This window comes from Nonomuraea sp. MTCD27, from assembly GCF_041950495.1.
Lineage (GTDB): Bacteria > Actinomycetota > Actinomycetes > Streptosporangiales > Streptosporangiaceae > Nonomuraea.
In genome coordinates this window covers 57,061-70,283 of sequence record NZ_JBGNUW010000012.1, presented here as the reverse complement: position 1 = coordinate 70,283, position 13,223 = coordinate 57,061, and the positions used below count along the sequence as shown (strand labels likewise).

13 protein-coding genes are annotated in these 13,223 nt (G+C 73.1%); 8 read left to right on the top strand and 5 right to left on the bottom strand.

Translation table 11 applies throughout. The features are described from left to right. Nucleotides 1-11 precede the first annotated feature (11 nt). Nucleotides 12-755 carry an SDR family oxidoreductase gene (locus ACBJ59_RS31935; protein WP_375113927.1) on the bottom strand — a complete coding sequence of 248 codons (744 nt, stop codon included), beginning with the start codon at nucleotides 753-755 and terminating at the stop codon, nucleotides 12-14. An 81-nt stretch (nucleotides 756-836) separates the two neighbouring features. On the opposite strand from ACBJ59_RS31935, the gene ACBJ59_RS31930 reads away from it, so the two are divergent. Together ACBJ59_RS31930 and ACBJ59_RS31925 are read left to right on the top strand one after the other, a co-directional pair. Continuing rightward, on the top strand, nucleotides 837-1,328 hold the full coding sequence (locus tag ACBJ59_RS31930) for an RrF2 family transcriptional regulator (protein ID WP_375113926.1): 492 nt from the start codon (nucleotides 837-839) through the stop codon (nucleotides 1,326-1,328). Between the two features lie 150 nt (nucleotides 1,329-1,478). Beyond that, nucleotides 1,479-3,044 carry a phosphodiester glycosidase family protein gene (locus ACBJ59_RS31925; RefSeq protein ID WP_375113925.1) on the top strand — a complete coding sequence of 522 codons (1,566 nt, stop codon included), beginning with the start codon at nucleotides 1,479-1,481 and terminating at the stop codon, nucleotides 3,042-3,044. Here the strand turns inward: ACBJ59_RS31925 and ACBJ59_RS31920 are convergent, their stop codons facing one another. Next, nucleotides 3,045-3,920 (bottom strand): NmrA family NAD(P)-binding protein, encoded by an 876-nt coding sequence (locus ACBJ59_RS31920; protein ID WP_375113924.1) that lies wholly within the window; start codon nucleotides 3,918-3,920, stop codon nucleotides 3,045-3,047. 175 nt (nucleotides 3,921-4,095) lie between these two features. Between ACBJ59_RS31920 and sigJ the strand changes: the two genes are divergently transcribed. After that, nucleotides 4,096-4,983, top strand: coding sequence for an RNA polymerase sigma factor SigJ (gene sigJ, locus ACBJ59_RS31915; protein ID WP_375113923.1), 888 nt, complete (start codon nucleotides 4,096-4,098; stop codon nucleotides 4,981-4,983). 28 nt (nucleotides 4,984-5,011) lie between these two features. Here sigJ and ACBJ59_RS31910 read toward each other — a convergent pair whose 3' ends face one another. After that, nucleotides 5,012-5,860: a phosphotransferase gene (locus ACBJ59_RS31910; protein ID WP_375113922.1), complete on the bottom strand. Its 849-nt coding sequence runs from the start codon at nucleotides 5,858-5,860 to the stop codon at nucleotides 5,012-5,014. Nucleotides 5,861-5,923: 63 nt separating this feature from the next. Continuing rightward, nucleotides 5,924-6,736 (bottom strand): oxaloacetate decarboxylase, encoded by an 813-nt coding sequence (locus tag ACBJ59_RS31905; protein ID WP_375113921.1) that lies wholly within the window; start codon nucleotides 6,734-6,736, stop codon nucleotides 5,924-5,926. Nucleotides 6,737-6,846: 110 nt separating this feature from the next. On the opposite strand from ACBJ59_RS31905, the gene ACBJ59_RS31900 reads away from it, so the two are divergent. From ACBJ59_RS31900 to ACBJ59_RS31880, 5 genes are all read left to right on the top strand, one after another. Further along, a complete protein-coding gene (locus ACBJ59_RS31900) occupies nucleotides 6,847-7,761 on the top strand; it encodes a LysR family transcriptional regulator (protein ID WP_375113920.1) in 915 nt (304 codons plus the stop codon). A 64-nt stretch (nucleotides 7,762-7,825) separates the two neighbouring features. Beyond that, entirely contained in the window at nucleotides 7,826-8,281 is a 456-nt protein-coding gene (locus ACBJ59_RS31895; protein WP_375113919.1) for a MarR family winged helix-turn-helix transcriptional regulator, read from the top strand. Between the two features lie 119 nt (nucleotides 8,282-8,400). Continuing rightward, nucleotides 8,401-10,413, top strand: coding sequence for an MFS transporter (locus ACBJ59_RS31890; protein WP_375113918.1), 2,013 nt, complete (start codon nucleotides 8,401-8,403; stop codon nucleotides 10,411-10,413). A gap of 32 nt (nucleotides 10,414-10,445) precedes the next feature. Next, nucleotides 10,446-10,829, top strand: a complete 384-nt coding sequence (locus ACBJ59_RS31885) for an arsenate reductase family protein (protein WP_364131383.1) — start codon at nucleotides 10,446-10,448, stop codon at nucleotides 10,827-10,829. Nucleotides 10,830-10,963: 134 nt separating this feature from the next. Next, complete coding sequence (locus ACBJ59_RS31880; RefSeq protein WP_375113917.1) at nucleotides 10,964-11,479, top strand: XdhC family protein; 516 nt, start codon at nucleotides 10,964-10,966, stop codon at nucleotides 11,477-11,479. Nucleotides 11,480-11,536: 57 nt separating this feature from the next. On the opposite strand, the gene ACBJ59_RS31875 is transcribed toward ACBJ59_RS31880, so the two are convergent. Then, nucleotides 11,537-13,099, bottom strand: coding sequence for a choice-of-anchor I family protein (locus ACBJ59_RS31875; protein ID WP_375113916.1), 1,563 nt, complete (start codon nucleotides 13,097-13,099; stop codon nucleotides 11,537-11,539). Nucleotides 13,100-13,223: the final 124 nt, after the last annotated feature.

Here is a 13,223-nt window from a genome sequence, read left to right as displayed (position 1 = left end):
CGTTCACGCCGTCAGCGCTGTCCCGCGAGCCACTCGTCGAAGGTGGTCGGCGCGATGCGGGCGTCCTTGCCGGGCAGCAGCACGTCGCCGGCCATCGAGGGGCCGAGCGGTCCCGACCACGTCGGCACGAGCCGTACCTCGACGCCGCGCGCCTGGTGGGTGCGCCGGGCCATGTCCACGAGGTCCTGCGGCTCGGGCCCCGCCACGTCCACGTGACGGCCGCGCGGCTCGCCCAGCGCGATCTCGGCCAGGATCTCGGCCACGTCCGCGGGTGCGATCGGCTGTACGAGCAGCGGCGGGATCGTGGCGATGCCGTCCTGCTCGGTCCAGCCCGCCACCATCGCGGCGAAATCGTGGAACTGCGTGGCCGGGACGATCGTCCACGGCACCGGACCCTCGGCCACCAGGCGTTCCTGCTCCCGCTTGCCGGCGTAGTGCGCGTTGCCCTCGACCCGGTCGATGCCGACGATCGAGAGCAGCACGTGGTGGCGGACGCCGGCCCGCTCCTCGGCGGCGAGCAGGTTGCGCGTGGCGGTCCCGAAGTACGCCACCGTCTCCGCCCGGCCGGTCGCCGGCCCGTTGGTGACGTCGATGACCGTCTCGACACCGGTGAGGGCGGCGTCGAGCCCGTCGCCGGTCAGCAGGTCCACGCCGAGCGAGCGGCTGACGCCCACGACGTCGTGCCCCTCGCGCTGGAGGGCGGCGACGGTCAGTGCCCCGATGTTCCCGGTCGCGCCGGCGACTGCGATCCGCATGATGATCTCTCCTTCACTCGTTGCACCGCCACCATATCTCGGACTTAACAGATCCTCAATATCCGCGATAGAATGAGTGCCGTGAAGCTGCCCGTGAGCACCGAATGGCTGTTGCACTGCGCCACGACGCTGGCGCAGCTCGATCCGGGAGCCACCGCGTCGGCGGCGCAGCTCGCGGAGTACTACGACCTCCCGGCGCCCTATCTCGCCAAGCAGTTGCAGGCGCTTGTCAGGGCCGGGGTGCTGTCCGCGACGACCGGGCCGCGTGGCGGGTTCCGGCTGGCGCGGCCGGCTGCCGAGATCACGCTGCTGGCGATCGTCGAGGCGGTGGACGGCGCGTCGTCGCCGTACGAATGCCGCGAGATCCGGCGGCAGGGCGTGGGCGCGCTGCCGGTCGAGGACTGCCGGCGAACCTGCGTCCTGGCGGTGAGGATGGCCGACGCACACGAGGCGTGGCGGGGGAGCCTGGCCGGCGTCTCGCTCGCCGACATCCTGGCCGAACTGCCCCCGACGGCCCCGGCCCGCACCCGGTCACGCATCGCGGCCACCACGCGACCCGCACCCCACCGCTGACCGCCGGGCCCGCCCGTCGCGGCCTTCCGCGCGAAACCGGGCGCTGTTCACCTGGGTGCTTCGCGGGCAGCGCCTGCCGTTGGGTTCGGGGCCATCCGGAAGTCCTTGACTGCCAGCGCACCTATTTCGCTCTGGAACCAGAGGACGTACATGCACCGCAACACCCTCTCCGCCGTCGCGGCGGCCGTGACGCTGCTGGTCGCGGGCGCGCCCGCGGTGGCCACCCCGCAGGACTCCTTCTTCGGCGGGCGGCTGCCGCTGAGCGCGCCGCCGGTCACCACGACCGTGGCGCCCGGCGTGACGCTGACCTCGATGTCGCTCGGGGCCAAGGACGCCGGCGACCACTGGACCGTCCACGTGTACCTGCCGGGCACGGTCGACGGGCCGCTCAACACGGCCGCCACCGCGCTGGGGGCCAGGGAGATCGCCGACAGGGTGGCCGGGGCGGTGCGGGAGAAGGGGTTCGAGCCGCGGGTCGAGGAGGTCGCCTCGCCCGCGTTCGCCGACCGTCCCGCGGGCACGCTCGGCTGGATCGTCCGCGTCGGCCAGTACGCCACCGGCGCCGAGGCCACCGCCGCGCTCGCCAGGCTCAGGGCGGCCGGTTTCGCCGGCGGCACGCGCTACACCGCGCAGGACGGCATCGACGCGGGCGCGCCGCAGAAGGTGCACGTGCTGCGCGTGGACTTCCGCGCGTTCGGCGGCACGGTCGGCACCGACTTCGGCCCCGCGCTGAACGGCACCGAGAAGCTCACCGACCTCGCCGCCGCGGCGGGCGCCGTCGCCGGCATCAACGCGCAGTGGTTCTACAACAGCGCCCCCGGCGGCATGTACGTCAAGGACGGCAGGCTGATCGGCTCGGCCACGCAGGGCCGGGGCGGGATCAGGATCACGAAGGGCGGCCGCTCGGTGGACGTGGACGCCTACACCGCCCACGTGACCCTGCGCGCCGGGCGGGACAGCGCCGAGATCGACGGCGTCAACCGGGTCCCGGGCGAGATCTGGAACTGCGGCGGCGTCGGCGGCGACCAGCCGACCGAGAAGCCACAGCACGACCTGAAATGTACGGACAGCAGCGAGCTTGTGCTGTTCACACCCGAATGGGGCACGCCGCCGGCCGGCGCGGGCGCCGAAGCGGTGCTGGACGCGCGCGGCGAGGTGACCGCCGTGAACGCCTCGCGCGGCGCGAGCGTCCCCGCCGGCGGGTCCACCGTCCAGGCGATCGGCGACAGCGCCGCCTGGCTGCTCGGCCACGCGAAGGTCGGCGAGCGGCTGCGCGTCAGCGAGCGCGTCGAGGACAGCCGGGGCCGGCGCGTCGCGCTGACCCCGGACACCACGATCCTCCAGGTCGGCCCCACCCTGGTACGCGACGGCCGGGTGTCGGTGAACGCGGCGGCCGACGGCCTGATCCGCGAGGGCACGGACCAGACGTTCACCTACAACTGGGCCGTGCGGGCCAACCCCCGGTCGGCGATCGGCGTGGACGACCGGGGGCGGCTCATGCTGGTGGTGGTCGACGGGCGGCAGGACGGCTACAGCGAGGGGCTCGGGATCGCCCAGACGGCCGAGCTGATGAAGCTGCTCGGTGCCCGGGAGGCCATGAACCTCGACGGCGGCGGCTCCAGCGTCATGGTCACCTCGGCCGCCGGCATCGTGAACCGGCCCTCCGACGCCACCGGCCAGCGCTCCCTGGGCAACGTCTTCCTGGTACGCCCGTAGTCACGCCGCGCGGAAGTGGTGCGCGTGCTCGCGCGCCCACTCCGCGTACGTGCGCGGCGGCCGGCCGGTGACCCTCTCCACGTGGTCGGTCAGCGTGGTGCCGTACTCGTTCGGCGTCCCGTACAGCTGCAGCAGCAGCTCCACCGGATCCGCGGCGCCGGACGAGGCGGCCTGGCCGAGCACCCGGAAGACGGACAGGTCGGGTCGCCGGCCGGGGATGCTCCACTCCTGGCGCACCTGGTCGGGGGTGAGCTCCTCGAACCGCAGCGAGCGGCCGGTGGCCTCGCCGATGATGGCGACCATCTGCCGGGCCGTCAGCACCTCGGGGCCGGTGAGGTGGTAGGACTCCCCGGCGTGGCCGTCCTCGGTCAGCACCGTGGCGGCCACGGCGCCGATGTCGGACTCGTCGACCGGCGGGCTCTTGCGGTCGCCGTACGGCTCGCGCACCAGGTCGCCGGCCCGCAGCGGCCCGCCCCAGTCGACGAGGAAGTTGGCCATGAACTGCACCGGGTTCAGGAAGGTCCACTCCAGGGCGCCGGCCCTGACCGCGGCTTCCAGGGTGCCCTCCTGCCAGCCGACCAGGACCGAGGCCCGGCGGACCCCGGCGCGTACGGCGAGGTCGACGATCTCCTCCCCGTTCGGCAACGGCCGGTAGCCGTCGCCGAAGTTGATCAGATGGACGGCGGTGACGCCGTCGAACGCCGGCTCCAGCGTCCCGGCGTCGGTGAGGTCGCCCGCGACCACCTCCACGCCGGCGGGCAGGACGGCGGCGGCGGGATCGCGGGTCAGGGCGCGGACCTTCGCACCGCGCCCGAGCAGGTGGCGGACGACCTGGCGGCCGACGGTGCCGGTGGCTCCTGTGACGAGGACGGTCATGCCGTGCACTCCTTCGAGCTCGATCTGACTGATGTGTCGGCGTCCTGAGAGGGCCCGCGGCGCGCGAGTGTGACGCCCCCGGCCGCCGGTGTGACGCGCCTCACCCGGCCGATGTCACACTTGCCGGCCCGGAGGACCTCTTGAGGGGGTATGCGTGCTGACAAGGAGTTCTCTGATGCATGACACCGCCACACCCGACGCCTCCCAGGTCTTCGCCGGCCAGCGCGAGCTGCTGTTCTCGATCGTCTACAACATGCTCGGCAGCGTCGGCGACACCGAGGACGTGCTCCAGGAGACGTGGCTCGCGTGGTCGGCGGTCGATCTGGCCCGCGTCGAGAGCCCCCGTGCCTACCTGGTGCGCATCGCGGTCAACCAGGCCCTCGCCCACCAGAAGGCGCTGCGGAGGCGGAAGGAGACCTACCCGGGTCCGTGGCTTCCCGAGCCGCTGGTCACCGACGGCGACGCGGCCGAGCCGGCCGTACGCGCGGAGTCGGTGTCGCTCGCGATGCTCGTGGTGCTGGAGACGCTCAGCCCGCTGGAACGGGCGGTGTTCGTCCTGCACGAGGTGTTCGCGTACCAGCACACCGAGATCGCCTCCATGATCGACCGCAGCCCGGCCGCGGTCCGCCAGCTCGCCCACCGGGCCCGCGAGCACGTACGGGCGCGGCGGCCCCGGGCCAGGATCGACCGGCGGACGCACCAGGCGGTGACCGAGCGGTTCATCGAGGCCGCGTTCGGCGGGAACCTGGCCGCGCTGATGGAGATGCTCGCGCCCGAGGTCACGCTCTGGGCCGACGGCGGCGGGAAGTCGGCGGCGGGCGGGCCACGGCAGATCCGCGGCCGCGACAAGGTCGCCCGCGTGCTGGTGGCCAACGCGCGGGCCAACCAGGGCGTGGACATCCAGTACCGGCAGGTCAACGGCGATCCCTCGGTGGTCGTGTTCGAGCAGGAGGCGCCGTTCGCCGTCATGGTGCTCGACCTCGACGGCGAGCAGGTACGCGACGTCTACGTGGTCAGCAACCCCGACAAGCTCGGCACGATCCCCGACAGGACCGGCGGATGACCCCGTACGGGCGCGCGAGGGGCCGGGGTCACGGTGCTTTCAGGGCCGCGTCGATGGCCGGGCCGTTGCGGTCCAGCCAGGCCTCGCGCCGCTTGATCCGGTCCCCCACGCCCTCGTCCCACATCCGCGCCCACCCTCCGCCCTGCTCCTCCGCCGCCTGCTTCATCAGGAACCACGACCGCCGGCTCCGCAGCACGGCCACCTCGACGACCCGCGAGCGGTCGACGTCCGACATCCCGTAGGCGTCGGCGAGGATCCGGCAGCGGCGCGGCACGTCCACCTCCCGCAGCAGCGGGTCGGCGTCGGCGGGGTCGCCAAGGGGCGCCCAGTACAACATCGCGTTCACCGCCTCATCCACCCTGGTGACCGGCTTGGCGAGATCGAAGTCGATCAGCGCGGCCGCCTCGCCGCCACGGAAGACGATGTTGTCGGGCGTGTAGTCCATGTGCCCGGTCACCTCCGGGGGATAGGGCGGCAGGGGCGGCGTGCCCGGCGCCTCGGCGTAGCCCGTCTCCGGGCGCACCCCTTCCGGGGGCACGAAACCCGCGACCGCGTCGTCATAGTCGCGTACGAGGCGCCCGACGGAGGCCAGCCGTTTCTCGTCGGCGAGCCACGCCGGCCGCGGCCGCCCGGCGACCTCGCCCGGCAGGTACGTCAGCACCTCGCGGCCGCCCGCGTCGATGCCGAGGAAGCGCGGGGCGCCCGGGAACCCGACCGCCTCCAGGTGGCGCAGCAACGCGTGGACGAAAGGGGAGTTGGGGCCGACCGGACGGCGCACGGTGTCGCCGACGCGCACGACCCCCTCGGTGACGTCACCGCCGGCGAGCGGGATCTCGGGCAGGGACGGGGCGGGCTCCGCGTAGGCGTGAGAGTTCATGGGACCCTTCGGGTGTGGAGGCGGCGGAACCCTTGATCTTACGTGGCCGGCGACCTTCGGGGCTCAGGGGTTGAACGCCTGGTGGAGCTCCGGGAGCGAGACCATCTCGGTGACGAAGCCGAACCGGCCCTCCCGCATCTGCCTGGCGCCGTCGAGGAACGAGCGCAGCGCGAGCCGGGACAGCGCGCCCCCGATGCTCACCCGCCGCACGCCGATCTCGCCGAGCTGCTCCAGCGTGATCGACGGGTCCGCGAAGCCCATTACGACGTTGACCGGCCGGCCGACCGACGACACGACCGCGCGCATCTGGTCGAGGGTGCGCAGGCCGGGCGCGTACAGGACGTCCGCGCCGGCCGCCTCGAACGCCTGCAGCCGCCTGATGGTGTCGTCGAGCCCCGCGACCCCGTACAGCAGGTTCTCGGCCCTGGCGGTCAGGACGGGCGGGACCGGCAGGCCGCGGGCGACCTCGACGGCGGCCCGCACCCGCTCGACGGCGAGCCCGAAGTCGTAGATCGGCGCCCGGCGGTCGCCCGTCGCGTCCTCGATGGAGGCGCCGACGGCGCCGCTCGCGCACGCGTCCGCGATCATCTTCGCCGCCTCGGCCGGGTCGTCGGCGTAGCCGTTCTCGAGGTCGGCGTTCACCGGCAGGGGGGTCGCCTCGCTGATGGCGCGGCAGTTGTCGAGGACGTCCTGCCGGGTGGCGCGGTGGCGGCCGAGCGTGTTCGCGACGCCGAGGCTCGTGGTGGCCAGGGCCTCGAAGCCGAGGCCGGCCAGCAGCCGGGCCGTGCCCGCGTCCCAGGGGTTGGGCAGCAGGAAGGGCTCCGGGCGCTCGTGCAGGGCACGGAAGCGGGCCGCCCGCTCCGTCTGATCGGTCATGATGCGCTCCCTGGGTGGGCCGGTGTCATCGACTCACTCTCGCCACTACCGAAGCCATCAGTCAAATGCATAGCGTGAATCCTCATTATCAGGAAAACTTATGGATTGTGATGACGGTCGAGGAGATCGAGGCGTTCGTCGGCATCGCCCAGTGGGGCGGGTTCACGGAGGCGTCCAGGAGGCTCAACCGGTCCCAGCCCGCGATCAGCCGCCGGATCCGGGAGCTGGAGCGGTCGCTGGGGGCGGAGCTGTTCGAGCGGGCCGGGCGCCGGGTGGTGCTCACCGACGCGGGGCGGGCGCTGCTGCCGTACGCGGAGGCCACGCTCGCGACCATCCGTGACGGCGAGCGGGCCGTACGCGAGGCGGCCAGGGCGCCCGTCGGCCCGCAGGCCCTCGCCCTGGCCATCGTCGGCACCCTGGCCGACTCGCACATCGTGGACGCGTTGCGCACGTTCGAGGCGGAGTTCCCCGAGGCGGCGGTCGAGCTGCGGACGGCGACCAGCCGCGAGGTGAGCGCGCTCGTCCGCAGCGGCGAGGCGTCGCTGGGGCTGCGCTACTTCCCCGACGCCGACCCGCGGCTGGAGTCGATCCCGCTCGGCACGGAGAAGCTCCTGGTCGTGGTGCCCGCCTCGCACCCGGTGACCGCCCGCCGGCTGCCCGACCTGCGGGCGCTGCAGGGGGAGCGGTGGCTCGGCTTCCCGCCCGCGCGGGGCCAGTCCGACTCCTTCGGCCACCTGCTCGAACGCCACCTGCCGGCGCATGGGCTGGTGAACCCCTCGATCACCCGGATCGACAGCCTGACCGCGCAGCGCAGGCTGGTCGAGGCGGGTCTCGGCGTCGCGCTCATGCCCACCAGCAGCGTCCGGGAGGAGCTGCGCATCGGCAGCCTGCGGGCGATCGAGATCGAGAACATGGACGCCGGCCTGCCCGTGGTCGTCGTACGCAGGCGGCGCGGCCACCAGGGCCGGCTGGCCACGGCCTTCGTCGAACTGCTCAAGGAGCGCACGCCGGGCCTGCTGCGATGATGTGCACCCTGCACGCCTTGTGTATGATGCACTTTCGCGTCGAGGGAGGGACGAAAGACCGGCCATGGGCAAGCCCACAGAGTGCATCGAGTACGAGACCATGCTGCTCGGGCGGCACCGCTACCTGGCCCCTTCCCGGCCCCGCTCCGACGGCGAGCGCCTCGACCGCAGCGCGTACATCCTGCTCAGCCGCCTGGAGCTGGACGGCCCGATGTCGATCGGGCAGCTCAGCGAGGCGTTCCGGCTCGACCCCTCCACCCTCAATCGGCAGACCTCCGCGATGATGCGCGCCGGGCTGGTGGAGCGCATCCCCGACCCCGAGGGCGGCATCGCGCGCAAGTTCCGCGTCACGGAGGAGGGCGAGCAGCGCCTGCGGAGCGAGCGCGAGCAGAACCTCCGGGGCCTGGAGAAGGTGCTCGCCGGCTGGAGCGCCGAGGACGCCGCCACCTTCGCCGCCTACCTCAAGCGGTTCAACTCCGACATCGAGCGACTCGAAGGGCGCCCCTGGCCCCGCCCGTGAACCGGGCGGCCCGCCCGATCATCCCCGTAGGCCGCCCAGTGATGTGCATCATGCATAAGTTGTGCAAGAGGCATGAGGTGTGTATGGTGCATTCGGAATAATCGGGCAAAGGGGGACATATGGTGCACTCCGCACCTGCCGGACGCCCCGGCGGCGGGATCGTCAGCGTCCTCGCGGTGGCCGGCATCGTCGGCTCGCTCATGCAGACCCTGGTGGTGCCGCTGGTCGGCGAGCTGCCCCGGCTGCTCGACGCCACGGCGGCGGACACGTCGTGGGTGATCACCGTGACGCTGCTGGTCGGCGCGGTCGCCACCCCCGTGGTCGGCAAGCTCGGCGACCTGTACGGCAAGCGCCGCATGATGCTGATCTGCTCGCTGCCGCTCATCGCCGGCTCGGTGGTGTGCGCGCTGGCCGGCTCCCTGATCCCGATGATCGCCGGACGTGGCCTGCAGGGCCTGGGCGTGGGCATGATCCCGCTCGGGGTGAGCGCGCTGCGCGACCTGCTGCCGCCCCAGCGGGTCGGGCCGGCGATCGCGCTGATGAGCTCCTCGATGGGCATCGGCGGCGCGCTCGGCCTGCCCCTCTCGGCGGCGGTCGCGGAGTACGCGGACTGGCGGATGTTGTTCTGGGGCTCGGCCGTGCTGAGCGTGCTGGTCGCCGTGCTGATCTGGCTGCTGGTGCCGGCCACGCCCGTGAGCGCCAAGGGCCGCCTCGACGTCGTCGGCGCGCTCGGCCTGGGGGCGGCGCTGGTCTGCCTGCTGCTGGGCGTGTCGAAGGGCGGCGACTGGGGCTGGGGGAGCGGCACCACGCTCGGGCTGCTCGGCGCGGCGGTGCTGGTCCTGCTGCTGTGGGCCCTCTTCGAGCTGCGCGTCCGCGACCCGCTGGTCGACCTGCGGACCACCGCGCGGCCCCAGGTCCTGCTCACCAACCTGGCCTCGATCCTGGTCGGCTTCGCCATGTACGCCCAGTCGCTGGTCCTCATCCAGATCCTGCAACTGCCCGAGGCGACCGGGTACGGCCTGGGCCAGTCGATGCTGGCCGCCGGGCTCTGGCTGGCTCCGTCCGGTCTGATGATGATGGCCGTTGCCTCGCTCGGCGCCCGGTTGTCGGCCGCCCGGGGGCCCAAGACCAGCCTGTTCCTGGGTGTGCTGATCATCGCGCTCGGGTACGGTGCCGCGCTGGGGCTGATGGACTGGGCCTGGGGGCTGATGATCGCCGGGTGTGTCGCCAGCATCGGTGTCGGCCTGGCGTACGGGGCCATGCCCGCGTTGATCATGGGTGCCGTGCCGCAGAGCGAGACCGCCTCGGCCAACAGCTTCAACACGCTGATGCGCTCCATCGGCACCTCGGTGTCGGCCGCCGTGGTCGGCGTCGTGCTGGCCCAGATGACGGTGACGGTGGGCGGGCACGCGCTGCCCTCGGAGTCCGGATTCCGTACCGCGCTGCTGCTCGGCTGCGGTGTCGCCCTGGTGGCCGCCCTGGTCACGCTCACCCTCCCCAAGCCCCGCCCCACCGCCCCCGCGGCCTTCCAATCGGCGGACGACGTCCTCAGCCCGGCCGGCGCCGCCGGTCCCGTGGTGGCACTTGGGCCGGGGGCGGCGTTCGGTACGGCGGAGGTGTCCCGTCCCGGTGGGCATGGCGAGCAGGTCCGGCCGCCCGGGCCGGCCGCGCAGGGCGGTGCGCCCCTGGCGCAGGGCGGAGCGCCCCTGCCTCCCGCGCAGGGCGGTGCGCCCCTGCCTCCCGCGCAGGCCGAGGTGGCCCGGCTGACCGCCCGGGCCACCCGGGCCATGGAGCGCGGGCACGAGGAGCTGGGCCCCTGGGGGGACGCGTTCCGCTCGCACGACGCCGGCACCGGCCGTCACCAGGCGCCCGCCGACCCCTTCCGCCCACAGTGGCACGACCCGGGGCGAAGCCCGGGACACGATCCGCGGCCCGGCAACGGCGGGCTCTCCGCCGACGAGCGGGCCGAACTGCTCTGGACACGTGCGGAGAACGCCGAACTCCGCGCGGCGAACGCGGGCCTGCGCAGCGCGAACGAGGAGCTCACCAGGGAGAACGGGGTGCTGCGCAAGGAGCTCGACGTGCTCATGCAGAGCGTTTCCCTCTGGGTGAAGAACCTCGCGGAGCGCTGAGCGGTGCCAATCGATCGGTAGGGTCGTGGGTCATGGAGATCTGGATCAATCCCGCGTGCTCCAAGTGCCGCTCCGCGCTGTCCGTTCTGGACGCCGAGGCCGCCGACTACACCGTACGCCGCTACCTGGAGGATCCCCCGAACCAGGGCGAGATCCGTGAGGTCCTGGCCCGGCTCGGCCTCGAACCGTGGGACATCACCAGGACCGGCGAGGCGAAGGCGGCCGAGCTCGGCATGGACGGCTGGCCGCGTGACGCGCGGGCCCGGGACCGGTGGATCAGGGCGCTGGCGGAGAACCCGATCCTGATCCAGCGGCCGATCATCACCGCCGACGACGGGACGACGGTGATCGGCCGCTCGGAGGAGGCCGTGCGAAGCGTGCTCTCGACGGACTCCGCACGCGCCTCCGGCAGGTGACGGGGCGCTCGACGGGCTGCGGGAGTGCGTCCGGCCCGTGACGGTGGCGCGTGCTCGACAAACTCCGTGCGTGCCTCTCGGTTGTGGCGGTGGCGTCCGGGCGAGGGCGCATGACTTCGTGTCAGACTGCCCACATGACCCACACCCACGAATCAGACCCGGCGTGTGAGGTGGCCCATGCCGAGGCTCCGGCCGGGGAGACCGGGCGGACGCTGGTGGCCGTCTTCGCCTCGCCGGTGGCCGACTGCCTGCTGAGGTTCGGGGCGGAGCTGGGCTACCGTCCGATCCTCGTCGAGCCCGACCCGGCGCGCGGTCTCGACGGGCACGCGGCGGTGCGCGAGCTCGGCGACCTCGTCGACGCGACCGCCGACGTGGTGCTCACCGACCACCACCGCGAGGAGATCGGCCCGGTCCTCCGCGACCTGCTCAAGTCGCCCGCCCGCTGGATCGGCATCATGGGCAGCCCCCGCCACACCGCGCCGCACGTGCGAGCGCTGGCCGACCTGGGGGTGCCGCCGGAGGAGATCGCCCGGGTGCACCGGCCCATCGGCCTCAACATCGGCTCGCAGACCCCGCCCGAGATCGCCGTCGCCACCCTGGCCGGCCTGATCGCCGACCGCAACGCCCGCCCCGGCGGCTTCGATTTCTGAGCCTTCTCCAGCCGTGCGGCGCGCGAGGGGAGTCCCACGCGCGCCGGCCCGCATCGGCTAGGACCTGATCTCGTACACCGCGGTGGTGCCGCTCACCTCGTTGCCGACGACCAGCAGCGGCTTGCGCGTCGGGCTGTCGTGGGCGTCGATGAACAGCACGCCCTCGGGGCCGACGTCCCCGGCCGTGCCCGCCTCGACGTCGCCGGCGAAGTCGCGCGTGTTGACGTACCCGGCCAGGGCGGGCTTGCGGGGGTTGGACAGGTCGTACGTGACGACGCCGCCGACCCGCTCCAGGCCCACGAAGGCGTACGTGCGGCCGCGTACCTCACCGACCGCCACGCCCTCCGGCTCGGGCCCCTTGTTGTCGCTGCGGGAGTCGAAGGAGTCGTTCTCCTCGTTGTCGAAGTTGAACTGCCCGGGCAGCTCCCGCGCGACGAGCCGCTCCAGCTCGCTGCCGGAGTCCCAGACCAGCGACCCGTCGGCGGCGCGGACCGAGACGGACCGGGCGCCGAACACGCGCAGCTCGGTGTACCTGCCGTCGGCGTCCTTCGGCGAGTCGGACAGCACGGTCAGCCGCCCCAGCTCGGCGTCCTGCTTCAGGGCGGCCGCGTTCGGGAACGCCGTCGGCGACAGTTCGGCGCTCTTGACGCGTACCTCGTCGGTGTGGCACTCCCAGTCGCGGCTGTCGCCCTCGTTGGCGGTCACCAGGTAGGTACGGCCGCGGTCGCCGAAGTGACTGATCGCGTCCGGCATGTACATGCCCTTGACCGGGTGCGTACGGATGTCGATCTTGCCGTCGCGGTCCGAGGCGTCCAGCGCGTTGGCGGGCTGGGCGTGGTCCTTCAGCCCGAGCGGCACGATGTCGCGCACCGTGGCCCGCTCCAGGTCCACCACGGCCAGCGCGTTGTTCTCCTGCAGCGTCACCCAGGCGGTGCCCTTGTCGATGGTGATGTACTCGGGCTCCAGGTCCTGGGCCGCGCTCACCCCCGGCCCGCTGATCCGCACGCCCTTGGCGCGCAGCCGGTCCTCCTGCCCGTTCCACGCCCGGAACCCGGCGGTGCGCACGGTGCCGCGCCGCACGTCGATGACGCTGATCGACCCCTCGGGGTCGTCGACGGCACCCGTGCAGTACGAGGCGGCCTCGCCCTCGTTCGCCACGACGACCCGCCGACCGTCGGCGGTGAACGTCAGCATGTCCGGCAGCGCCCCCACCGTGACCTCACGCTGCTTCTTGCCGGTCCGGGCGTCGAAGAACGCGACAGTGCCCGCGGCCGTCTTGTCGGCCGCCTGCTGGGCGACCGCCACCAGACCGTCGTGCACGGCCACGCTGTTGGCGCCGGGCGTGGCGAGCGTGGCCACCTTGCGCGGCGCCCGCGGGTTCCGCAGGTCGAGCACGTCCACCGTGCCCTGCTCCGCGTTGACGACGAAGACGCGCCTGGTCTTCGCGTCGTACGCGGTGATCTCCGCGGCCCCGGCACCGACGGCACCGGCGGAGTAGCGGCCGAGCAGGGACAACTCGATGCCGGAGCGCTCGGCCCGAGCGGCGGCGGTGGTGGCGGGCAACATGGCGAGCACGGACATGGTGGCCGCCGCCAAGCACAGTGGGGTGGTGGTACGCATGTGGCGGAGTGTCACGATATTTCATGACTGGTTTCCGCCGTACAGATGACCACCGTCTGAACCGCGGCTGACGACCTGCCCCTCCACGTCCCCTCGGCAGCTCCGCCCGCACCAGCCCCGAGGC